13 protein-coding genes are annotated in these 23,570 nt (G+C 72.1%); 8 read left to right on the top strand and 5 right to left on the bottom strand.

The features are described from left to right. Positions 1-131: 131 nt before the first annotated feature. The 3 genes from prfB to OHA17_RS24440 all read right to left on the bottom strand — a co-directional run bounded on the left by prfB (position 132) and on the right by OHA17_RS24440 (position 4,357). Positions 132-1,238: a peptide chain release factor 2 gene (gene prfB, locus OHA17_RS24450; protein WP_406508380.1), complete on the bottom strand. Its 1,107-nt coding sequence runs from the start codon at positions 1,236-1,238 to the stop codon at positions 132-134. A gap of 58 nt (positions 1,239-1,296) precedes the next feature. After that, the gene (locus OHA17_RS24445) at positions 1,297-2,541 is read right to left on the bottom strand and encodes a serine/threonine-protein kinase (RefSeq protein WP_406508379.1); all 1,245 of its coding nucleotides are present in this window, start codon (positions 2,539-2,541) and stop codon (positions 1,297-1,299) included. 142 nt (positions 2,542-2,683) lie between these two features. After that, entirely contained in the window at positions 2,684-4,357 is a 1,674-nt protein-coding gene (locus OHA17_RS24440) for a serine/threonine-protein kinase (protein ID WP_406508378.1), read from the bottom strand. 397 nt (positions 4,358-4,754) lie between these two features. Here OHA17_RS24440 and OHA17_RS24435 point away from each other — a divergent pair, with 397 nt between their 5' ends. The 5 genes from OHA17_RS24435 to OHA17_RS24415 all read left to right on the top strand — a co-directional run bounded on the left by OHA17_RS24435 (position 4,755) and on the right by OHA17_RS24415 (position 14,237). Further along, complete coding sequence (locus OHA17_RS24435) at positions 4,755-7,841, top strand: FtsK/SpoIIIE domain-containing protein (RefSeq protein WP_406508377.1); 3,087 nt, start codon at positions 4,755-4,757, stop codon at positions 7,839-7,841. 232 nt (positions 7,842-8,073) lie between these two features. Beyond that, on the top strand, positions 8,074-9,471 hold the full coding sequence (locus OHA17_RS24430; protein ID WP_406508376.1) for an ABC transporter substrate-binding protein: 1,398 nt from the start codon (positions 8,074-8,076) through the stop codon (positions 9,469-9,471). Between the two features lie 7 nt (positions 9,472-9,478). Next, the gene (locus OHA17_RS24425) at positions 9,479-10,831 is read left to right on the top strand and encodes a carbohydrate ABC transporter permease (protein ID WP_406508375.1); all 1,353 of its coding nucleotides are present in this window, start codon (positions 9,479-9,481) and stop codon (positions 10,829-10,831) included. 97 nt (positions 10,832-10,928) lie between these two features. Next, positions 10,929-11,810 (top strand): carbohydrate ABC transporter permease, encoded by an 882-nt coding sequence (locus tag OHA17_RS24420; RefSeq protein ID WP_398872387.1) that lies wholly within the window; start codon positions 10,929-10,931, stop codon positions 11,808-11,810. Positions 11,811-11,990: 180 nt separating this feature from the next. Next, positions 11,991-14,237, top strand: a complete 2,247-nt coding sequence (locus OHA17_RS24415) for a CDP-glycerol glycerophosphotransferase family protein (RefSeq protein ID WP_406508374.1) — start codon at positions 11,991-11,993, stop codon at positions 14,235-14,237. Positions 14,238-14,436: 199 nt separating this feature from the next. Here the strand turns inward: OHA17_RS24415 and OHA17_RS24410 are convergent, their stop codons facing one another. Continuing rightward, a complete protein-coding gene (locus OHA17_RS24410; protein ID WP_053727239.1) occupies positions 14,437-15,069 on the bottom strand; it encodes a TetR/AcrR family transcriptional regulator in 633 nt (210 codons plus the stop codon). Positions 15,070-15,273: 204 nt separating this feature from the next. Between OHA17_RS24410 and OHA17_RS24405 the strand changes: the two genes are divergently transcribed. The 3 genes from OHA17_RS24405 to OHA17_RS24395 all read left to right on the top strand — a co-directional run bounded on the left by OHA17_RS24405 (position 15,274) and on the right by OHA17_RS24395 (position 18,460). Next, the gene (locus OHA17_RS24405) at positions 15,274-16,173 is read left to right on the top strand and encodes an ABC transporter permease (RefSeq protein ID WP_406510799.1); all 900 of its coding nucleotides are present in this window, start codon (positions 15,274-15,276) and stop codon (positions 16,171-16,173) included. A gap of 40 nt (positions 16,174-16,213) precedes the next feature. Continuing rightward, positions 16,214-17,002 (top strand): ABC transporter ATP-binding protein, encoded by a 789-nt coding sequence (locus OHA17_RS24400; protein WP_406510798.1) that lies wholly within the window; start codon positions 16,214-16,216, stop codon positions 17,000-17,002. Positions 17,003-17,185: 183 nt separating this feature from the next. After that, positions 17,186-18,460 (top strand): glycosyltransferase 87 family protein, encoded by a 1,275-nt coding sequence (locus OHA17_RS24395; protein ID WP_406508373.1) that lies wholly within the window; start codon positions 17,186-17,188, stop codon positions 18,458-18,460. A gap of 74 nt (positions 18,461-18,534) precedes the next feature. Here OHA17_RS24395 and OHA17_RS24390 read toward each other — a convergent pair whose 3' ends face one another. Then, entirely contained in the window at positions 18,535-23,526 is a 4,992-nt protein-coding gene (locus tag OHA17_RS24390) for an NAD-glutamate dehydrogenase (RefSeq protein WP_406508372.1), read from the bottom strand. Between the last annotated feature and the right edge of the window lie 44 nt (positions 23,527-23,570).

Below are 23,570 nucleotides of genomic sequence, written 5' to 3'. Positions count from 1 at the left end.
CGGGACACGTTCTCGCCCCGCTCCCCTACGGAACGGTCACCACCGGCACACGTAACCACCACAACAGAAGACGCCGGGTCCCTTTTCGGGGCCCGGCGTCGTCGTGTGCTCAAAGCACGGCGGTAACTGGCTTACTTCTCCTGCTGCTTGCGCCAGCGGATGCCCGCTTCGAGGAAGCCGTCGATCTCGCCGTCGAGGACCGCCTGCGGGTTGCCGACCTCGAACTCCGTGCGGAGGTCCTTGACCATCTGGTACGGGTGCAGGACGTACGAACGCATCTGGTTGCCCCAGGAGTTGCCGCCGTCGCCCTTGAGCGAGTCCATCAGCGCCTGCTCCTCCTGGCGGCGGCGCTCTAGGAGCTTGGCCTGGAGGACGTTCATGGCGCTCGCCTTGTTCTGGATCTGCGAGCGCTCGTTCTGGCAGGAGACCACGATGCCGGTCGGGAGGTGCGTGATGCGGACCGCGGAGTCCGTGGTGTTGACGCCCTGGCCGCCGGGGCCCGACGCGCGGTACACGTCGATGCGCAGCTCGGACTCGTCGATCTCGACGTGGTCGGACTGCTCGACGACCGGCAGCACCTCGACGCCCGCGAAGGACGTCTGGCGGCGGCCCTGGTTGTCGAAGGGCGAGATGCGGACCAGGCGGTGCGTGCCCTGCTCCACGGAGAGCGTGCCGTAGGCGTAGGGCGCGCTGACGACGAAGGTGGTCGACTTGATGCCGGCCTCTTCCGCGTACGAGGTCTCGTACACCTCGGTCTTGTAGCCGTGGCGCTCGGCCCAGCGCAGGTACATGCGCTGGAGGCGCTCGGCGAAGTCGGAGGCGTCGACGCCGCCGGCCTCGGCGCGGATGTTGACCAGCGCCTCGCGGGAGTCGTACTCGCCGGACAGGAGGGTACGGACCTCCATCTCGTCCAGCGCCTTGCGCACGGACTCCAGCTCGGCCTCGGCCTCGGTGCGGGTGTCCGGGTCGTCCATCTCCTCGGCGAGCTCGAAGAGCACCCCGAGGTCGTCGATCCGGCCGCGCAGGGCCTCGGTCTTGCGCAGCTCCGCCTGGAGGTGCGAAAGCTTGCTGGTGATCTTCTGCGCCGCCTCCGGGTCGTCCCAGAGGGACGGGGCGGCCGCCTGCTCTTCGAGCGCAGCAATATCTGCCCTCATCGTGTCGAGGTCCAGGACGGCCTCGATCGACCCCATGGTCGAGGAGAGGGACTTCAGCTCTTCGGATACATCGACGACTGCCACGGGTCCAGCGTAACGGCTGCGCGCTCCGGCGTTCCCCGGGCGGCTTGATCATCGTGGCCTAGGGGACGACGGGCGCCGAGTTCTTGGTGTCCTGCGGTGGCGGCTGCTTGCCGGAGTCGTCGCTCAGGGCCAGCCAGCCGCCGACGCCGACCGCCGCCGCGAGCGCGACCGCGGCCGTGGTCAGGACGAGGCGGCGCTTGCGGACCTGGTCGGCGCGGTGGCGGGCCGAGCCGGGGCGCGGGGCGCCCGAGGAGCGGGGTGCGCGGGCGGTGCCGAGCGGGCCGCCGGCCAGCTCGTCGGGGCCGGGGACGCGCATGCTGGTGTGGGTGTCGCGGTTGGCGGAGTCGTGCTGCGCCCCTGGCACGAGCGGGACCGCGCCGCGGCGCGGAGCGGTGGGGGCGGTCGGGTACGGGTCCTCGTACGCCTCTTCGTCCTCGGTGCCCTCGGCGTCCGGCTCGTCCACGTCGAGCGGGGGCATGCCCGCGACCAGGGGGAGCAGTTCGCGCAGCCGGACCGAGAGTTCGGAGGCGCGAAGGCGGGATGCCGGGGCCTTGGCCAGGCACTGGACGATCAGCTGCCACAGCTCGTCGGGGATGCCGGGGAGCGGGACGACCGTCTCGGTCACATGACGGCGCAGTACGGCGCCGGGGTGGCCGCCGCCGAACGGGGTGAAGCCCGCGAGCAGCTCGTACAGGACCGTCGCGAGCGCGTAGATGTCGACGGCGGCGCGCGGCGGGAGGCCCTCGACGATCTCGGGGGCCAGGTAGTCCGGGGTGCCGATGATCCGCGTCGCCTTGGTGCGGCGCGGGGTGTCGATGAGCTTGGCGACGCCGAAGTCGGTGAGGAGCGCGGGGTGGGCGCCGCCGGGGCCGAGCGGCCCCTGCATGTCCAGGAGGATGTTCTCGGGCTTGACGTCCCGGTGCACCACGCCGGCCGCGTGGGCGGCGGCGAGGCCGTCGGCGACGTCGGCCGCGATGGCCACGGCCGCCTCGGGGGCGAGCCGGCGCTCGCGGTCCAGGCGGGTGCGCACGTCGGTGCCCCGGATCAGGTCCATGACCAGAGCGAGGTCGTTGCCGTCCACCACCAGGTCGCGCACGCCGACCACGTTGGGGTGGTCGAGGCCGAGCAGCGCGGTGCGCTCCTGCACGAAGCGGCCGACCAGCTCCTGATCGGCGGCCAGGTCCTCGCGCAGCAGCTTGATGGCGACGGGGCCATCGGGCCCTTCGCCGAGCCACACCGTGCCGGCGCTGCCGCGGCCCAGGATCTGGTGGGCGGTGTACCGGCTGCCGATATTCCGTGCCAAGACTGCTCCCTCAGCGGCTGGCTGTGCACGCTGAGGCTACGCGGCCGGGACGCCAACCTTCACTTCTGGCGCCGAAATCACCCTCTGGAAGTCGACAAATCCACGAAGTCGCGTCCCGGACCGACGGGGCGGAGCCCTTTGCTCACTGCTTTCCGGAGCCGCCGATGCTCTTGATCCAGCCGGATACCGTCGAAATCCCGTCACCGATGGCCTGCCAGTAGCTCTTGCCCTGGGCGACCCAGTCCTGGAGCGGGGTGAGCTCCCAGATCAGCCAGCCCGCGACGAACAGCAGCAGGAACGTGAACAGGCAGCCCTTGAGGCAGCCGAGACCCGGGATCCGCATCCGGTTCGGGCTGCGCCGACGCGGCTCGCGGGGCTCCCGCGGCTCACGGGCGGGGGCCTGCGGCTGCTGCGGCGGGGGCGCGTACTGCTGGCGCTGCGGCGCGTGCTGCTGCGGTTGCTGCTGCTGGTAGGGCTGCGGTTGCTGCTGGTAGGGCTGCGGCGGCGGGGCGTACTGCTGGTGCTGGGGCGGCCGGCCCTGCGGCGGGCGCTGCTGGGCGTAGCCCTGGGGCGGCTGCTGGCCCTGCTGGCCGTAGCCCTGCGGGGGCTGCTGCTGGCGGTGCGGGCGGCGGCGCAGCGGGTCCTGCTCGGGCGGCAGGTAGCCGACCTGGGTCTGCTCGTTGCGGTCGCGCGCCGCCTGGAGCTGGGACTGCCAGGGGTGCGGCTCCTGCGGCTGCGGCTGGTCCTGCGGGACCGGCGGCATGACGGCCGTCGGGTCGGCGTGCTGGGCCTGGCCCGTCTGCGGCAGCACCGAGGTGCGCGCGGCCGGGTCGTACGAGGCCGCGTTGCTCGGAAGCACCTGGGTCGGGTCGGCCGCGCCGGGGGCCTCGGGGACCGGGGCCGGCGCCGGGTCGGGCGCGAGCAGCGCGCCCACGCCGTCGGCCGCCTCGACCTGGGCCGCGGTGGAGTGGACGCCGATGCCGGAGGCGACGACGCGCAGCCCTCGCGCCAGGTTCTCGGCGCTGGGCCGGCGGTCCGGGTCCTTGCTGAGGCAGCGCTCGATGACCGTCCACAGCGGGGCCGGGACGGTGGTCGGCCGGCGCGGCTCCTCGCTCAGGTGGCGGTGCAGGACTTCGAGCGCGGTGCCGCCCGCGAACGGAGGCCGGCCCGTGACCAGCTCGTACAGCAGGATTCCGGCGCCGTAGATGTCGACGGCGGAGGTCTGCGGGCGGCCCTCGGCGGACTCCGGCGCGACATAGGCGGGCGTGCCCACGAACTCGTGCGTACGGGTCAGGCCCGGGGAGTCCGCCAGGCGCGCGATGCCGAAGTCGGTCAGCATCGGGTGCATCGCGCCGTCGCGCTCGTCCAGGAGGACGTTGGCGGGCTTCAGGTCGCGGTGGACGACGCCGTCGGCGTGGCTCGCGGCGAGCGCGTCGGCGATCTGCGCGGTGAGCAGGGACGCGGCGACCGGGGTGAGCGGGCCGTTCTCGCGGATGTAGCGGTGCAGGTCCGGACCGTCGATCAGGTCCATGACCAGAGCGAGCAGATCGCCCTCGACGACCAGGTCGCGGGTGCGCACGATGTTGTCGTGGCGCAGCCTCAGGAGCACGGAGCGTTCGCGCAGGAAGCGCATCACCACGTCCGCGTCGTTGGCGAGCTCCTCCTTGAGGACCTTGATCGCCACCGTCTCGCCCGGCTGGCCCGCCACGGACGCCTCGGAGCCCGCGGTCTCCCGCTGGCGGGCTCGCCAGACGGTGCCCGTGGCGCCGCGTCCGAGCGGCTCCTCGAGCAGGTACTTGCTGCCTACCGGCCGCACGTCATGCGCTCCCTGCTGCTCGCGTCCATTGCTGTGTGGGTTTCCGGCCCACTCTAGTGCCGCTCCCGATCGTGCCGACGGGTCGTGGGGTCGGCGCCACCAGCTTGTTCACCGTCTTCTCATGGTTCTCATGGAAGACGCGGTCTTCGCACAGAAGGTTGCCGAACGACCGTGCCCGGCACCTCCTCGAAATGCCCCACTCGGTCGCAACCAGCCACTTTTCCGTCCACATTTGCGTCCCGAGCCGACCAATCAAGATCAAATAAAGGTGGGCGACGGGCGTGTTGTCAGTGGCAGGTGCGAGGATGCCCTCAGCACGAATTGTGTGCCGGGTGGGGGGAATCACAGGGCTGTTCCTCCTCCTTGGCACCCCCGCGCAGAAGGGACCGCCGAGGCGATGCAGATCCGGCTGACCGTCCTCGCGCCGCGCAGCGGCCACGCTGCGGCGCGCGCCTGCGACGTGCTCGTCACCGCCCCGGCGGGGACGGCACTCGCGGCCGTCGCATCCGGCCTGGCCTCGGCCGCCTCGGGCGCGGAGGTCTCGGGCGCTTCCGTGGTGCTGTACGCGGGCCGCGAGCGGCTCGACGCCCAGCGCCGCATCCTGGGTGAGCCACCCCTGGTGGACGGAGCGGTGCTCTCGCTCGCCTCCCCCGCCGAGGACGAGCCGGCCCACGACGGCCCGGCCCCGGCCCGGCTGCACGTGGTGGCGGGTCCCGACGCGGGCGGCGTCCACCTGCTGCACGGCGGCCGCATCGGCATCGGCCGCGCCACGGAGTCGGACGTCCCGCTGGACGATCCCGACGTCTCGCGCCAGCACTGCGAGGTGACGGTCGGCGAGGACGGCCGGGTGAGCGTCGCCGACCTGAACTCCACGAACGGCACCCGCCTCGACGGCCGGGAGATCGGCGCCCGGCCGGTCCGGCTCGCGCCCGGCGCGCTGCTGCGGGTCGGCGAGTCCGCCCTGCGGCTCTCCCCCGGCGGCCCCGAGGCGGAGCCCTCCCTCGCCACCGTCCCGGACGGCGACGGCCACCTCCGGGTCACCCCCCGCACGACAGGCGCCGAACAGGCCGGTCCCGCCCCGCAGTTGAGCCCTCCGTCGGGCGATACGGCCTACGCCTTCGGCCACTCGGCGCCCCCTCTCAGTACGCCCGGCGGGCGTGAGGAGGCGCACGGCGGCGGGTTCGACGCGCTGGGGGCGCCCTCCGGGTACGGGCACGACGGCCGCGACGACCACCGGGAGGCGGCGCCGCCGAGCAGGCGGCAGGGCACGCCGATACGCGGCACCCGGCTCCCCGAAGGCCTGCCCGGGCCGGACGAGGCCGAGCACTCCCGAGCGGACGCGGCCGACGCCGGCCGAAGGCGCGGCGGGATAGGCGCCTGGGCCCGGCGGCTGGCCGGCGGCCGCGGCGAGGTGGCGCCCGAGGAAGCACCCGCGGAGCCGCAGCGGCCCCCGGCCGAGCCCGCACCCGAGAGCTGGCCCGACCCGGCCGCGCTGCTCCTGACCGCGCTCGGCCCCGGCCCCCGGCTCTGGGAGCGCGAGCCCGGCCATCCCGAGGCGCTCGCCGTCCGGGTCGGCACCGCGGACCGGGGCGAGCTGGCGGCCGTGCCGGTCACGGTGGGGCTGCGCGAGGCGGGCTCGCTCGGGCTCGCCGGGCCCCGCGAGCGGCTCGCGGGACTGGCCCGCTCGGCGATCGCCCAGCTGGCCGCGCTGCACGCGCCGACCACCCTGGAGATCGTCCTCATCAGTACGGACCGGGCGCGCCCCCTCCAGGCGCGGACCGCCGAGTGGGACTGGCTGGGCTGGCTCCCCCAGGTCCGCCCCGCGCACGGCCAGGACTGCCGGCTGCTCCTCGCCTACGACCGCGACCAGGCGACGGCACGCACGTCCGAGCTGGTCAGACGGCTCGACGCGGGCCCGCTCGGCCCGGCCTGGGCCTCGGCGGACCGGAGCGCGGTGGCCGAGGCCGCCGCCCGCTACGAGGGCCCGCTCACGGTGGTCGTCGTCGACGGCGACCCGGGTTCGGCCCCGCTGCGCGAGACCACCGCGCGCCTCGCCGCGGCCGGCGCCGCGGCCGGCATCCATCTGCTCTGCCTCGCCGACGCCCCGCCCGCATCGGCGGCCTCCCCCGTCGCGGCGACGTACGAGACGGCGTGCGCGGCCTCGCTCGCGTTCCGCGAATGCGGGGCGGTCGCCCTGCTCAGCGGTGATGTGGCCACCGCTCTGCGGCTGCTGCGCATCGCGGGCGGCCGGCCGGCCGGGCACGGCACGGTGGCCACGATGGACGCGGTGTCGCGCGCCTGGGCCGAGCGGTTCGCCCGCGCGCTCGCCCCGCTGCGTACCGGCGACGGCACGGCGGCCTCGGCCGGGCGCCTCGCCTCCTCACTGCCCCAATCGTCCCGGCTCCTTGACGAGTTGGGCCTTGCCCGGGCCACCCCGGCATCCTTGATGGCCCGTTGGGAGTCGGCGCCGGACGGGGCGGTCGTGCTCGGCACCGGGCCGCGCGGCCCGGTCGGCGTGGACCTCGCGTCCGACGGCCCCCACCTCCTGGTCGAAGGACCGCCCGGCAGCGGCCGCACCGAGCTGCTGCGGGCCGTCGCCGCCTCGCTCGCCGCGGGCGCCCGGCCCGACCGCCTCGCCCTGATCCTGGTCGACGGAGCGGGCGGCGAACGCGGCGAGGGCCTTCGCCCCTGCACTGAACTCCCGCATGTGTCAACCCACTTGATCGCTTCCGACCCCGTACGGATGCGGGAGTTCGCGCAGGCGCTGGGGGCCGAGCTGAAGCGCCGGGCCGAGGTGCTCGGCGGGCTCGGCTTCGCACAGTGGCAGACCCAGCGCGAGGTCGCCGGGCGCCTGGTGGGGCAGCGGCAGGCGCCCGCCGTGGAGAGCCGGGGCGACCTCGACCCGCCGGGCAGCAGCACGCTGCGGCTGCGCCCGGTGGCCCGCAGCCGCACCGAGGAGGGGCCCGCGCTGCCCCGCCTGGTCGTCCTGGTCGACGATCTGGACGCGCTGGTGGCGCCCGCGCTCGGCAGTCCCGGGCGGCCTGCCGCGGGTTCGGTCGTACGGGCCCTGGAGGCGGTGGCCCGCGAGGGCGAGCGGCTCGGGGTGCACCTCGTGGCGGCCTCGGCCCGGCCCGACCGCACAGCCGACACGGAGCTCGCGCGCGGTGCCCGGCACCGGGTCGTCCTGGACCCGCCGCCCGCATCGCCCTCTCCGGAGGAGCCGTCGCCGGGGCGGGGGCGGCTGCATCAGGCGGACGGGGTGTCCGTGCCGTTCCAGGGCGGCCGGGTCACCGGGCGCATACCGCGCACCGCGACGCAGCGGCCGACCGTCGTGGTCCTGGAGTGGGAGCGGATGGGCGACCCGCCGGCCCGAAGGCCGGTCCGCGAGCTCGGCAACGGCCCCACCGACCTCGCCCTGTTGGCCAGCGCCCTCGACCGCGCGGCGTCCTTGGTCAACGCGCCTTCGGTGCCGCCGCTGCCGTGACGGCGGGGCCGCCGCCCGCGGCCCCGATGGATCAACCCGGCTGCAAAGGGAGGCAGTTGGGACATCCCGCGACGCCCAACGTCACAAGCCCATCACGATCACCAACTGGACGGCGAAGGCGGTATTGCGGCGCCCCCACACCGGGCGTAGGACTGTCGCACGGGACGAGAGCGGCGGCGCCTGCGTCACCGGGCGCGGCGGTTCGTACGCGCACGGGAGAGACGGGGCACGCATGCGCAGCACTCGTACAGGCCGCACCACCACACGCACCACGACGACTGGTCGCACCCTCATATCCGCCCTCGCCATCAGCGGTCTCGCGCTCGGCGCGGCCGCGTGCAGCAGCGGCGACGGCAAGAAGAGCGGCCCGTCCGCCAGCGCCTCGACCTCCGCGTCCACGGGCGGCGGGGTCCAACTCCCCAAGCTCAACGGGGAGAAGATCGAGGTCGCCGCCGTGTGGACGGGGCCCGAGCAGGCCAACTTCGTGAAGGTGCTCAAGGAGTTCGAGGCGCGGACCGGGGCCACCGTCACCTTCGTGCCCGCCCAGGACCCCATCGTCAACTTCCTCGGCACGAAGATCGCGGGTGGCAGCCCGCCCGATGTGGCGATGCTGCCCCAGGTCGGCGCGATCCAGCAGGCCGTGGCGAAGAAGTGGGCCAAGCCCGCCGGGCCCGAGGCGAAGGCGCAGCTCACCGCGAACTACTCGAAGGTGTGGCAGGACCTGGGTTCGGTCGACGGCACCCAGTACGGGGTGTACTTCAAGGCCGCCAACAAGTCCCTGATCTGGTACAACACCAAGGTCTTCGAGAGCGCGGGCGTCAAGGTCCCCGCGACGTGGAAGGACTTCCTCAGCACCGCCGACACCATCTCCGCCTCCGGCGTGACCCCGGTGTCCATCGGTGGCGCGGACGGCTGGACGCTCACCGACTGGTTCGAGAACGTCTATCTCTCCCAGGCCGGGCCCGAGAAGTACGACCAGTTGGCCAAGCACGCGATCAAGTGGACCGACCCGTCCGTGAAGGACGCGCTCACCACCCTCGCCCAGCTCTTCGGCAAGCCGAATCTCATCGCGGGCGGCACCAACGGCGCGCTCCAGACCGAGTTCCCGGCCTCCGTGACGCAGACCTTCACCGGTGGCGACCAGCCCAAGGCCGGCATGGTCTTCGAGGGCGACTTCGCCTCCGTCAACATCGCGGAGACCAACGCCAAGATCGGCACCGACGCCAAGGCGTTCCCGTTCCCGGCCGTGGGCGACAAGGCCCCGGTCGTGACGGGCGGCGACGCGGCCGTGGCCCTGAAGGACACCAAGGGCGCCCAGGCGCTGCTGACGTGGCTCGCGTCCACCGACGCCGCGCAGATCTGGGCGAAGGCCGGCGGCTTCGTCTCGCCCAACAAGTCCCTGGACTTCGGCGCGTACCCCAACGACGTGCAGCGCGACATCGCCAAGTCGCTGATCGCGGCCGGTGACAACGTGCGCTTCGACATGTCGGACCAGGCCCCGCAGTCCTTCGGCGGCACCCCCGGCAAGGGCGAGTGGAAGGACCTCCAGGACTTCCTCAAGAACCCGTCCGACATCGCAAGCACCCAGTCCAAGCTGGAGGCCGACGCGGCCGCGGCGTTCAAGAACTGATCCGGCGATGACGACCGCCACGGCGGGAGGCGCCCCGCCTCCCGCCACACCGCCCGCACCCAGGACCGTCAAGAGCGTCACCGGCACCCGCAAGTGGATCGCGGCAGCCTTCCTGCTGCCCGCGCTCGTGCTGCTCGGTGCGCTCGTGGTCTATCCGATCGGATTCTCGATCTATCGATCGTTCTTCGATCAGTCCGGCCATTCGTTCGCCGGAATCGACAACTACAAGACGCTGTTCACCGACCACACCATCCGCACCGCCGTGAAGAACAACGCGATCTGGGTCGTCTGCGCCCCGACGATCGCCACCGCCCTCGGCCTGATCTTCGCCGTACTGACCGAACGGGTGCGCTGGGGAACGGCGTTCAAGCTCATCGTGTTCATGCCCATGGCGATCTCCATGCTCGCCGCGGGCATCATCTTCCGCCTGGTGTACGAGCAGGACCCGGCGCGCGGGGTCGCCAACGCCGTGGTGGTGGGCGTGCACGACACGTTCACCGAGTCGGCCGGCTATCCCAAGGCGCATCCGCTGCCCAGCGCGCCGCTGAAGGACGGGGGCGGCGGCACGTTCATCACCCGGGACGCGGTGCACGTCGGGCAGCCCGCGCTGCTCCCCCTCGTCGGGGTGGCCGCCGACAAGATGCCGACGTCGGCCGGGACCGCCAAGCCCGCCAAGCCCGACCCGGGCAAGGTCACCGGCACGGTCTGGCTCGACTTCACCAAGGGCGGCGGCGGTCAGCCGAACGTCATCGACACCAAGGAGATCGGCCTCAAGGGCATCAAGGTCGAGGCGGTGAAGGACGGCAAGGTCGCCGCCTCGGCGACCGCCGGCGCGGACGGCACGTTCACGCTGCCCGCCTCGGCCGACGGGGCCCGGCTCCGGCTCCCCGAAAGCAACTTCCACGAGCCGTACAACGGCGTCGAATGGCTCGGCCCGACGCTGGTCACCCCGGCCATCATCGGCTCGTACATCTGGATGTGGGCCGGGTTCGCGATGGTGCTCATCGCGGCGGGGCTCGCCGGGCTTCCGCGCGAACTCCTCGAAGCGGCCCGCGTGGACGGCGCGAACGAGTGGCAGGTGTTCCGCCGGGTCACCGTCCCGCTGCTCGCGCCGGTGCTCGCGGTCGTCCTGGTCACGCTGATGATCAACGTCCTGAAGATCTTCGACCTGGTCTTCATCATCGCGCCGGGCTCCAGCCAGGCCGACGCGAACGTGCTCGCCCTCCAGCTCTACCGCTCCTCCTTCGGCACCGAGGCGGACCTGGGCATAGGCAGCGCGATCGCGGTCCTGCTGCTGCTCCTCGTGATTCCGGTGATGCTCTTCAACATCCGGCGCATGCGCAGGGAGGCCAGGCGATGAGGACCCGCCGTGTCGCGACCGCCCCCTGCCGGGGGTCCGGGGGTCGTCCCCCGGGACAGCACAGCAACATCCGGCGCATGCGCAGGGAGGCCAGGCGATGACCGCTGTCGAAGGGATCGTCAAGGCCCGGCAGTCGCTGCCCGCGCGCATCGCGTCGCGTACGGGCGGCGGCGTGCTGCGCGTGTTCCTCATCCTGGTCGGGCTCTTCTGGCTGATGCCGACCGTCGGGCTCCTGCTCTCCTCGGTGCGCAGCCCCTCCGACATCGCCTCGACGGGCTGGTGGAAGACGTTCACCGACCCGTCCCAGCTCACCTTCCACAACTACGCGAACCTGCTGGACAACAGCACGATCACCGACTCCCTGCTGTCCACGGTCGCGATCACCGTCCCGGCCACGGTCCTGGTCGTCGTCATCGGCTCGCTCGCCGGGTACGCCTTCGCCTGGATGGACTTCCCGGGCCGCGACTGGTGGTTCATGGTCGTGGTGAGCCTGCTGGTCGTGCCGGTGCAGGTCGCCCTCGTGCCGGTCGCCAAGCTTTTCGGCCAGATCGGGATCTTCGAGACGACGGTCGGCGTGATCATCTTTCACGTCGCCTTCGGCCTGCCCTTCGCGATCTTCCTGCTTCGCAACTTCTTCGCGGAGATCCCGAGGGAACTGCTGGAAGCGGCCCGCTTGGACGGCGCGGGCGAGATCCGGCTCTTCACCCGGGTCGTGATGCCGCTCGGCGGCCCGGCGATCGCCTCGCTCGGCATCTTCCAGTTCCTGTGGGTCTGGAACGACATGCTGGTCGCGCTGATCTTCGCCGACTCCAAGCACCCGCCGATCACGGTGGCCCTGCAGCAGCAGGTCCGCCAGTTCGGCAACAACATCGACGTCCTCGCCCCGGGCGCCTTCGTCTCCATGGTCATCCCGCTCGCCGTCTTCTTCGCCTTCCAGCGGCAGTTCGTGTCGGGGGTGATGGCCGGCGCGGTGAAGTGAGCGTACGCACAAGGGACTTGATCACCCGATCGAACGATCATGGCCGCGCGATCGCATGACACCACGTCAAGCGCATGATCGCGCGAATACGCCGGACGGCACCAGCGGCGTAACCGGATCACTCCTTCGGACGTTCACGGGCCATCCGCCCGTGTCTTCTCACGCCCCCCAGGATGTCCGTTGCCCCGGTTCAGCGTCATCGTGCCCGCGTACAAGCTCCAGGCCTATCTTCATCCCTGTCTGGAATCGGTACTGAGTCAGACGTACGAGAGTGACGAGAGCCCGGCGTTCGACCTGGAAGTGATCGCGGTCGACGCCGGCTCGCCCGACTCCTGCGGCGAGATCATCGACGAGTTCGCCGCCCGCGATCCCCGGGTCGTCGCCGTCCACCTGCCCCCGGACCCGGCCGACCCGGGCCAGGGGCCGGGCCCCGCCCGCAACGCCGGGCTCGCCCGCGCCACCGGTGAGTACGTGCTGTTCCTCGACGGCGACGACACCCTGGCCCCGCACGCCCTGCGCGACATCGCCGACCGGCTCAAGGCGTCCGGCGACCCCGACGTCCTGGTCTTCGGCCACGCCCACACGCACTGGTCGGGCGAGACGGAGGACCTCCACCTTCCGCCGCACCTCACCGAGTCGGGCCCCGCCCCCTTCCAACTGACCGAGCGCCCGGACCTGTTGAAGCAGCCGTCCCCGTCCTGGAACAAGGCGTACCGGCGGGAGTTCACCGAGCGCGAGGGGCTCGCCTTCACGCCCGGCCGGCACACGGACACCTTCTGGTCGTACGCGGCCCTGCTCGCGGCGGGTTCGCTCAGCACCCTGGAGCGGGTCTGCGTGCACCACCGCAGACGGCGCGGCCCGGACCCCGCACCCGGCCGCCACTTCGACCTCTTCCCCCAGTACGACCGCGTCTTCGACTTCGTCGACTCCCGCCCCGCACTCAGCAGTTGGCGCCCGGTGCTCGCGCGCCGGATGGCCGACCACCTCGCGGCCGCCTCCGCCACCGTGCTCACCGCGCCCGGTCTGTCCGCGCGCACCCGCGCCGAGTTCTTCCGTCTGGCCCGCGCCCACTACGGCCGCCACCGCGTGCCGGGCGCGGCCGGGCTGTGCTACGCCGGGGTCCGCTTCGCCACGTACCGCACCCACCGCGTGCTGCGGGGGATCCGCGCGCTGCGCGCCCGCGCCCGGGCGTTCGCCGCGGCGGTGGTGCGCCCGGCCCGCACGACCGCCCTGCGGCTGCACTACCGCATCCAGCGCCGCCTCCCCGTGCACGACGATCTGGCGGTGTTCAGCGCGTACCGGAACCGCGGCTACGCGTGCAGCCCGGCCGCCATCGAGGCCAAGGTCCGCGAACTCGTCCCCGGCATGCGGACCGCCTGGATCACCACGCCCGAGCAGGACACGACGGTGCCGTCGGCCACCCGCCGCATCCGCCCCGAAAGCTTCGGATACTTCGCGGCGCTCGCCCGCGCCAAGTACCTGGTGAACAACGTCGAGTTCGACCACCGCCTGGTCAAGCGGCCCGGCCAGATCCTGCTCCAGACCCACCACGGAACGCCGCTCAAGTCGGTGGGCCTGGATCTGACGGACCGTCCGGCAGCCTCACGCGGCACCGACGTCACCCGACTTCTCGCCGACGCCGACAAGTGGGACTACGCCCTGACCGCCAACCGGCACGCCACCCTCGTCGGCGAGCGCGCCTTCCCGGCCGCGTACACCACGCTCGAATACGGCAGCCCGCGCAACGACGTGCTGCGCCGCGCCACCCCCGCCGGCACGGCCGGGCTGCGCGAACTGCTCGGCATTCCGGGGCAGTCGACGGTCGTCCTGTACGCGCCGACGCATCGCGACTACAGCCGCAGCCAGCACCTTCCGCTCGACCTGGACCGGTTCGGCCGCGCGCTCGGCCCGGAGTTCTTCCTGCTGACCCGCGCCCACTTCGCCTACCGGGCCCCGCTGAGCCGGACGCCGCTGCCGCGCGTCCTGGACGTCACGGGGTACCCGAGCATCGAGGAGCTCTTCCTGGTCTCGGACGCGCTCGTCACGGACTACTCGTCCCTGATGTTCGACTACGCCGGCCTGGACCGGCCGATCGTGATCCTCGACGACGACCGCGAGGCGTACGAGGCGGCCCGGGGCACCTACTTCGACCTGCGGACCCGCCCGCCGGGCGCGGTCGCCCGCACCGAGGACGAGCTGATCGACATCTTCACCACCGGCCACTGGCGCGGCTCCCGCTCGGCCCAGCTGAGGTCCGCCTTCCGCACCCGCTTCTGCCCGTACGACGACGGACACGCGGCGGAGCGGGTGGTGCGGCGGGTGTTCCTGAAGGCCGCGGCGGCGACCCCCGCGACCCGGAACGTGCCCGAACAGCGCGTCAGGGGAACGGAGTTCGCCCCGGCGACGGCGCTCCCGGCGGGGCGCTGAGCGCCTTCCGCTTACGTGTGCGGTACCGCTGCGCCCCGTTTCGGGGCGTGGCGAGGACCTGCGCGGACTTCCCGACTCGGGCGCGGCACCACGCCCTCAGGGGCGCGGGACTGTGACATTGTGCGGCTCCGCCGCGTGGGCGCGACCAGCCGCAGACGGCCCGCACCCGACGAAACAAGACGCGGGAGCCCCTCTGAAGCTAGGCGACAGCCTTGAGCGCCGCCACCGCGGACTTGGCCAGATCGTCCAGGTAGCCCTTCGGCAGCGCTCCCTTGACGACGACGAGCCGCCAGTACAGCGGGCCCACGATCAGGTCGAGCGCCCGGTCGGGGTCCGCCCCGGCGGGCAGCTCGCCCCGCTCGACCGCCTCGCGGACGACAACCGCGGCAACGCCCTGCTGCCCGTCGAGCAGCGCGGCCTTGATCGCGTCGGCGATCTCCGGGTGGCGTACGGATTCGACCAGCAGGTCGGGGATGACCTGCGAGGCGATCGGATGGCGCAGGGCGAGCGAGGCGACCGCGAGCAGGGCCCGGATGTCCCCGTAGAGGGAGCCGGTGTGCGGCACCGGGAGGCCCTGCTCGGCGAATGCCGACACGAGGTCCAGGACCAGGCTGAGCTTCGACTTCCACCGGCGGTAGACCGCCGTCTTGCCGACCCCCGCACGGCGCGCGATGCCCTCGATGGACATCCGGGCGAAGCCGACCGCGGCGAGTTCCTCGAAGACGGCCGCCCGGATGGCGTCCGTCACGTCCTCACGCAGCACGGCGGCGCCCGCGGGGGCACGGCGTGACTGCGGGCGGTTCGCGGCGATCTCCGGGTCCGTCTTGGTCATGCCTTGAGCATAGCGTTGCGACGAGACGGTTGCGTTGCGACGTGGAGCCGTCCTACTCTCGCCGTAGCGACGATACGGGTCCGTTCCGTCGCAAGTGATCCCCCGCCCCGGGAACCCTCCCGGGATCCCCCGGCGAAAGCGACCGTAGTGAGCCAGACCGAAGCTGCGCGCCAGACCGCAGCACCATCGGCCGCGTCGGCCTCCATCCCGACGCAGTCCGCCCGGTACACCGGCGACCAGGCCCTCAGCCCGGCCGAGCTGGCCGAGAAGTACGGCCTGAAGGTGAGCGGCGCCCGCCCCTCGCTGCCCGAGTACGTGCGGCAGCTGTGGGCCCGGCGCCACTTCATCACCGCGTTCGCCACCGCCAAGCTGACCGCCCAGTACAGCGAGGCGAAGCTGGGCCAGATCTGGCAGCTGATGACGCCGCTCCTGAACGCGGCGGTGTACTACTTCATCTTCGGCATCCTGATGGGCAACAAGTCCAGCACGCCCGACTACATCCCGTGGCTGGTCACGGGCGTCTTCATCTGGACCTTCACGGCCAACTCGATCATGGCGGGCACCCGCGCGATCACCGGCAACATCGGCCTGGTGCGGGCGCTGCACTTCCCGCGCGCCTCGCTGCCCGTCTCGCTCGCCCTCCAGCAGCTCCAGCAGCTGCTGTTCTCGCTGGCCGCGCTGGCGATCATCATCATGTGCTTCGGGCAGCTGCCCGGCGTCTCGTGGCTGCTGCTGATCCCGGCGCTGGTCCTGCAGTCGATGTTCAACACGGGCCTGTCGCTCGTGATGGCCCGGATCACCGCGAAGACCCCGGACGTCGCCCAGGTGATGCCGTTCATCCTGCGCACCTGGATGTACATGTCCGGCGTGATGTGGAACCTGGGCCCGCAGCTCAAGAAGATGAACCACATGGTGGCCCAACTGCTCGGGCTCAACCCGGCCGCGGTCTACATCGACCTGGTCCGGTTCGCGATGATCAAGAGCTTCCACGCCAACAAGCTGCCCCCGCACGTGTGGGCGGTGGCCGCGGGCTGGGCGTTCGTCGCGCTGACCGCGGGCTTCATCTACTTCTGGAAGGCAGAGGAGCAGTACGGACGTGGCTGACACCCAGACGCTGGACAAGTCGGCCGAGCCGGCCGACGCCGTGGCGGACAGCGCGCCGGTCGAACTCGGCGAGCCGACCGTGATCGTCGACGACGTGCACATCATCTACAAGGTCAACGGGACCGGATCCAAGGGCAGGGGCGGGGCCACCGCAGCCCTCAACCGGATCGTCTCGCGCAAGGAGACCCCGGGCATGCGCGAGGTGCACGCCGTCAAGGGCGTCACCTTCGTGGCCCGGCGCGGCGAGGCGATCGGCCTCATCGGTTCCAACGGCTCGGGCAAGTCGACCCTGCTCAAGGCGGTCGCGGGCCTGCTGCCGACCGCCCGGGGCAAGATCTACACCCAGGGCCAGCCCTCGCTGCTCGGCGTGAACGCGGCCCTGATGAACGACCTGACCGGCGAGCGCAACGTCACCCTCGGCGCACTCGCCATGGGCATGTCCCGCGAGGAGGTGCGCGAGCGCTACGACGACATCGTCGACTTCTCCGGGATCAACGAGAAGGACGACTTCATCTCGCTCCCCATGCGCACGTACTCCTCCGGCATGAGCGCGCGGCTGCGCTTCTCCATCGCGGCCGCCAAGAACCACGACGTGCTGCTCATCGACGAGGCCCTGGCCACCGGTGACGCCCGGTTCCAGCGCCGCAGCCAGGAGCGCATCAACGAGCTGCGCCAGGAGGCGGGCACCGTCTTCCTGGTCAGCCACAGCAACGCCTCGATCAGGGAGAACTGCGAGCGGTCCCTCTGGCTGGAGTCGGGCACGCTGCGGATGGACGGCCCGACGGACGAGGTCATCGCGGCGTACGAGCAGTTCACGAAGAAGAAGTAGCCGGTCCGCGGATGTGCGGGGTGCCGTCGGGGCGCCCCGCACTCCGCTGTCGCGACGCCCGAAGCGACGCCCGGCGCGATGGCGACTCCGCGCGCCCCGCACGCTGCTGTCACCGCGCCTCGCGCCCCGCGCCCGTCACAGCGTCCCTCGAAATCAGGACAAACCACGCATAAGCTTCGCGCGATGACGCCCTCTCAGCTGCCCCCGTCGCCCGCCCGGGTCCGCATCCCCGCCCCGGCGGCCGCGCCCGACCCCGGCGCGTCCGGCCGCCGCACCCGGTCCGCGGCCCTCGTCGCGAGCTGGCTCGCCAGCCGGGCGGTGATGCTCCACCTCTTGGTCACCGACCGGCTCGGCGTCGGCGGGGTGACCGGCGAGGTGTACGTCCTCTACCGGCGCTGGCACGAGCAACTCGGCACGGGCGCCTTCCCGCTCGGCGACCCCACCTGGCAGTACCCGCCGGGCGCGGGGGCGATCTTGCTCGCCCCCTCGCTGCTCCCCTTCCTCTCCTTCTTCCAGGCCTTCACCGCCGTCACCGTCGGCTGCGACGCGCTGATCGCCCGCGCGCTGGTCCGGGCCGGCGCCCGCCCCGGCGGCAGCGCGGCCGGGGCCTGGCTGTGGGTGTGCGGCCTCCCGCTGCTCCTGCACATCCCGTACGCCCGCTACGACGTGCAGGTCACCGCCCTCGCGGTGGCCGCCGTGCTCACGCTGCGCCGCCGCCCCGGGCTCGGCGGCGCGCTCGCGGGGCTCGGCGCCCTGGTCAAGGTGTGGCCTCTGCTCACGCTGATCGGCGCCCCGCCCGGCCGCGGCGCCCGCCGCGCGCTGCTCGGCGCGCTCGGCTCGGCGGCCGCCCTGCTCGCCGTGCTCGCCCTCGCCTTCGACCACACCCTGGACTTCGCCCGCCAGCAGGGCGGTCGGGGCATCCAGATCGAATCGTTCGGCGGCACCGCGCTCCAGCTCGCCCACCTGCTCGCGGGCCACCCCGGCCGGGTCGTCTACCGATACGGAGCCATGGAGTTCACCGGCCCGTACGTCTCCGCGCTCGCCACCCTCAGCCTGGCCCTGACCGGACTCGCGCTCTGCTGGCTGCTGCTCTGGCGGGTGCGCGCCCGGCACTGGACGGCGGCGGTGCCGCTGGACGCGGCGCTCTGCGCGGTGCTGCTGTTCACCGTGACGAGCCGGGTGATCAGCCCCCAGTACCTGATCTGGCTGCTCGGCCTGGCCGCCGCCTGCCTCACCTCGCGCCGGACGAGCCAGCGCCCGGTGGCTCAACTCCTGCTCCCCGCAGCCGCGTTGAGCGCACTGGCCTTCCCCTGCCTGTACGACGAGGTCATGGCCGGAACCGCGCTGGGCACCGGGGTGATGTCCGCCCGCAACGCCTTGCTCCTTGCCGCGACCCTGCTCTCCTGCCGCAGGTTGTGGACCTCCACGGTGACGGCCTCGACTACCGCCCAACGCTGAAGGGGCGCCCACCACGAGGGTGGACGCCCCTTACGAATGCGGCGTTCCCGCGCCCCCAGGAGGCGCGGGGAGCCTCAGCTGTGCGAGCGCAGCAGCGTCCTCATGGTCCGCATCGCGACGGACAGGTTCGCCAGATCGAACGCGTCGGAGGACTGGATCTCCTCCAGGGTGGTGCGGGCACGGCCCAGGATCGCCGCGTTCTTGTCCTCCCACGCCTTGAACCGCTGCTCCGGCGGCGTCGTGCCGTTGCCGGCCGACAGGACGTCCTGGGTCAGCCCGGCGTGCGCCGCGAACAGGTCCTCGCGGATGGCGGCACGCGCCATCGACTGCCAGCGGTCGGCCCGCGGCAGCTCGATGATCCGGTCCAGGAGCTGGGTGATCCGCAGCCGGTCCGCGAGGTCGTAGTAGACCTCGGCGACCTGGAGCGGCTCCTTGCCGGTGCGGGCCGCGATGGCCACGATGTCGAGCGCCGGGAAGACCGAGGAGAACCCGGCGACGCGCCGCGCGAGCTCCTCGGGCACGCCCACGCCGGTCAGCTCGTCCAGGATGCCCTGGTACCACTCCAGGTCGGCGCCCCGCAGCAGGTTCGCGAGCGAGTCCCAGACCTGGGCCACACCGGCCGAGAAGTCCTCGATCGTCTCGGCGATCTGGAGCGGCTGCGGCCGGTTGTTGAGCAGCCAGCGGGTGCCGCGCTCCACAAGCCGGCGCGAGTGCAGCCGGATGCGGGTCTGGACGTCGGCGGCGACCTTGTTGTCGAGCGCCTCGACGGCGTCCCACACCCCGCTCACGCCGAAGATCTCGCGGGCCGCGGCGTGCGCCCGCACGATCTCTTCGAGCGAGGCCCCGGTCTCCTCGCGGAGCCGGTGCAGGAAGGTCGAACCACCGATGTTGACGGTGTCGTTGACCAGCACCGTCGTGATGATCTCGCGGCGCAGCGCGTGCCCGTCGACGGCCTCGGTGAACTTCTCACGGAGCTGCTGCGGGAAGTAGGCGTGCAGCAGCTTGGCCAGGTGCGGGTCGTCCGGCAGACCGGTGTGGATCAGCTCGTCGGCCACCGTGATCTTGGTGTACGCCATCAGCACGGCGAGCTCGGGCTGGCTGAGCCCCTTGCCGCTGTTCAGCAGTTCACGGATCTGGCGGTCGTTGGGCAGGAACTCAAGGGCCCGGTCCAGGTGGCCGTCGCGGCCCAGGCGGCGCATGAAGCGCTGGTGGGCGTGGAGCAGCGAGGGCGACTGCGCGACCGCGTTGGCCAGCGCCACGTTCTGCGCGTAGTTGTTGCGCAGCACCAGGTGGCCGACCTCGTCGGTCATCGCGGCGAGGATCTTGTTGCGCTGCTTGACGGTCATGTCGCCGTCCGCCACCAGGGCGTTGAGCAGGATCTTGATGTTCACCTCGTGGTCGGAGGTGTCGACGCCCGCGCTGTTGTCGATGGCGTCGGTGTTGATCTTGCCGCCCTCGCCCTCGGGGCCGCCCTTGCGGTCGAACTCGATCCGGCCGAGCTGGGTCAGACCCAGGTTGCCGCCCTCGCCGACGACCTTGACGCGCAGGTCCTCGCCGTTGACGCGGATCGCGTCGTTGGCCTTGTCGCCGACGTCCGCGTTGGACTCCGCCGACGACTTCACGTACGTACCGATGCCGCCGTTCCACAGCAGGTCGACCGGGGCCTTGAGGATGGCCTGCATCAGGTCGGCCGGGGTCAGCTTGGTGACGCCGGCCGGGATGCCGAGGGCCTCGCGGATGTGCGCGTTCAGCGGGATCGACTTGGCGGTGCGGGGGTGGATGCCGCCGCCCGCCGAGAGCAGTTCCTTGTTGTAGTCGGCCCAGCTGGAGCGCGGCAGGTCGAACAGGCGGCGGCGCTCTGCGTAGGAGACGGCCGCGTCCGGCTTCGGGTCGATGAAGATGTGCCGGTGGTCGAAGGCCGCGACCAGGCGGATGTGCTCGGAGAGCAGCATGCCGTTGCCGAACACGTCGCCCGACATGTCGCCGACGCCGACGACCGTGAAGTCCTCGCTCTGGCTGTCGTGGCCGAGCTCGCGGAAGTGCCGCTTGACGGACTCCCAGGCGCCGCGGGCGGTGATGCCCATGCCCTTGTGGTCGTATCCGGCGGAGCCGCCGGAGGCGAAGGCGTCGCCGAGCCAGAAGTCGTAGCTGATCGCCACGTCGTTGGCGATGTCCGAGAACGTGGCGGTGCCCTTGTCGGCGGCGACCACCAGGTAGGTGTCGTCCTCGTCGTGGCGGACCACGTCGGCCGGCGGGACGACCTCGCCCGCGACCAGGTTGTCGGTGATGTCGAGCAGCGCCGAGATGAACGTCTTGTAGCTGGCGATGCCCTCGGCGAGCCAGGCGTCGCGGTCCACCGACGGGTCGGGGAGCTGCTTGGCGACGAAGCCGCCCTTGGCGCCGACCGGCACGATGACGGTGTTCTTCACCATCTGCGCCTTGACCAGGCCGAGGATCTCGGTGCGGAAGTCCTCACGCCGGTCGGACCAGCGAAGGCCGCCGCGGGCGACCTTGCCGAAGCGCAGGTGGACGCCCTCGACGCGCGGCGAGTACACCCAGATCTCGAACGCCGGGCGGGGCGCCGGCAGGTCGGGGATCATCTGCGGGTCGAACTTCATCGAGACGTACGCGTGCGGAGTGCCGTCCACGGTCTTCTGGAAGAAGTTGGTGCGCAGGGTCGCCTTGATGACGGTGAGGAAGGAGCGCAGGATGCGGTCCTCGTCGAGGCTCGCCACCTGGTCGAGCGCGCCGTCGAGCTCTTCGAGGAGCCCGTCGATGAGCTCGGTGCCGGCCCGCTGGCGGTCCGGCGAGAGCCGGGCCTCGAAGAGCGAGACGAGCAGCCGGGTGGTGTGGACGTTGTCGCGGAGGGTGTCCTCCATGTAGTCCTGGCTGAACGTGGAGCCCGCCTGGCGCAGGTACTTGGCGTAGGCGCGGAGCACCATCGCCTGGCGCCAGTTGAGACCGGCGCGCAGCACGAGGGAGTTGAAGCCGTCGTTCTCGGCGGCGCCCGTCCAGGTGGCGGCGAAGGCCTCCTGGAAGCGCTCACGGGCGTCGTCGGCCAGGTAGTCGCCGTTGCCGTTGATCTTCTTCGGCATGCGCAGGCCGAAGTCGTAGATCCACGCGTGCGTACGGTCCGCGCAGCGCAGCTCGTAGGGCCGCTCGTCGGTGACCTCGACGCCCAGGCGCTGGAGCACCGGGAGCACCGCGGACAGCGAGACCTGCTCGCCGATCCGGTAGATCTTGAAGCGGCGCTCGCCGGGGCCCGCGCCGACCGGCTCGTACAGGGAGAGCGCGAAGTCATTGCGCCCGTGGGTCAGTTGCTCAAGGTGCACGAGGTCGGCGACCGCCGCGCGCGGCGAGTGGTCGGCCTTGTAGCCCTCGGGGAACGCGTGGCCGTAGCGGCGGAGCAGCTCGGCGGCGCGCTCCTCGCCGCACTCGGCGTTCAGCGCGTCGGAGAAGCCGTCGGCCCAGGAGCGGGCGGCCTCGACGAGGCGGGCCTCGATGCGGTCGGAGTCGGCATCGGTGAGCTCGGTCAGCTCGGTGCCGGCCGGGACGCGCACCACGAAGTGCAGCCGGGACAGGATCGACTCGGTGTTCCAGGCGGTGAAGTCGACGCTGGTGCCGCCGAGCTCCTCCTTGAGGATGTCGATGAGCCGCAGCCGAACGCCCGTGGTGTAGCGGTCGCGCGGCAGGTAGATCAGCGCCGAGTAGTAGCGGCCGTACTCGTCCTGGCGCAGGTACAGGCGCAGCCGGCGCCGCTCCTGGAGGTACAGGACGGAGGTCACGATGGAGCGCAGCTGGTCGGCCGGGGTCTGGAACAGCTCGTCGCGCGGGTAGGTCTCCATGATCTGGAGCAGGTCGCGGCCGTCGTGGCTGTTGGGCGAGAAGCCCGCGCCCTTGAGGACCTCTTCGACCTTGCGGCGCACGACCGGCACCCGGCGCACGGACTCGGTGTAGGCGGCCGAGGAGAACAGGCCGAGGAAGCGGCGCTCGCCGACGACGTTGCCCTGCTCGTCGAACTTCTTCACGCCGACGTAGTCGAGGTAGGAGGGCCGGTGCACGGTGGCCCGGCTGTTGGCCTTGGTCAGCACGAGGAGCTTGTGCTCGCGGGCCTTGGCGCGGGCGTCGGCGGGCAGCCGGCTGAAGGACGGCGAGACGGGGTGGCCGTCGTCCTCGCCGTGCTGCGGGTCGGAGCGCAGGATGCCGAGGCCGGTGCCGGGGACGGCGGACAGCGAGTCGTCGTCGGTGAGCTGGTACTCGCGGTAGCCGAGGAAGGTGAAGTGGTCGTCCGAGAGCCAGCGCAGCAGCTCACGGGCCTCGTCGACCTCCTGGTCGCGCAGGTCGCCGGCCTTCGGCTCCTTGGGCAGCTCGTCGGCGATGCGCAGCGCGGCGTCGCGCATCTTCTCCCAGTCCTCGACGGCTTCCCGTACGTCGGACAGGACGCGCAGCAGGTCGGCGGTGATCTGCTTCAGGTCGGCGCGGTCGGTCTCGCGGTCGATCTCGACGTGGATCCAGGACTCGGTGAGCGCGTCGTGCGGCAGCTCGGCGGTCTGGGCACCGGTGTCGAGGACCTCGATGAGCTTGCCGGTGAGGTCACGGCGCACGACGACCTGCGGGTGGATCACGACGTGGATGCCGCGGCTCTGCCGGGACAGCTCGTTGGTGACCGAGTCGACGAGGAAGGGCATGTCGTCGGTGACCACCTCGACGACGGAGTGGCTGCAGGTCCAGCCGTTCTCCTCGACGGTCGGGGTGTGCACCCGGACGTTCGCGGTGCCCTGTGGCCGGTTCTCCGCGAGCCGGTAGTGGGAGAGCGCTGCGCCGAAGACGTCGACCGGGTCGCGGTCGGCCAGGTCCTCGGGAGCGGTGTGCAGGTAGTAGCGCTGGAGGTACCCGAGAAGGACGCCCTGGTCGGGACCTTCCTCGCTCGTGGCCCCAGTCGTGGCTGCCCGGTCGGTCCGGGGGGTGTCCCCCAGGCCTCCGGGCCCCCCGGCCGGGCTGTTCTCAGCTACCCGGGCCGCCCGTGCGAGCAGCTCGGCCTTGGCTTCGTCCAGCTTGGTCTGCATGTCCTCTGGCTCCTGTCGCGCGCCGTTGCGTGACGTAGGGGAAA

Origin of the sequence: Streptomyces sp. NBC_00212, assembly GCF_045206365.1 — a bacterium.
GTDB lineage: Bacteria > Actinomycetota > Actinomycetes > Streptomycetales > Streptomycetaceae > Streptomyces.
Note: the sequence above shows the minus strand (reverse complement) of the source record. Positions and strands in the feature narration are given on the sequence as shown.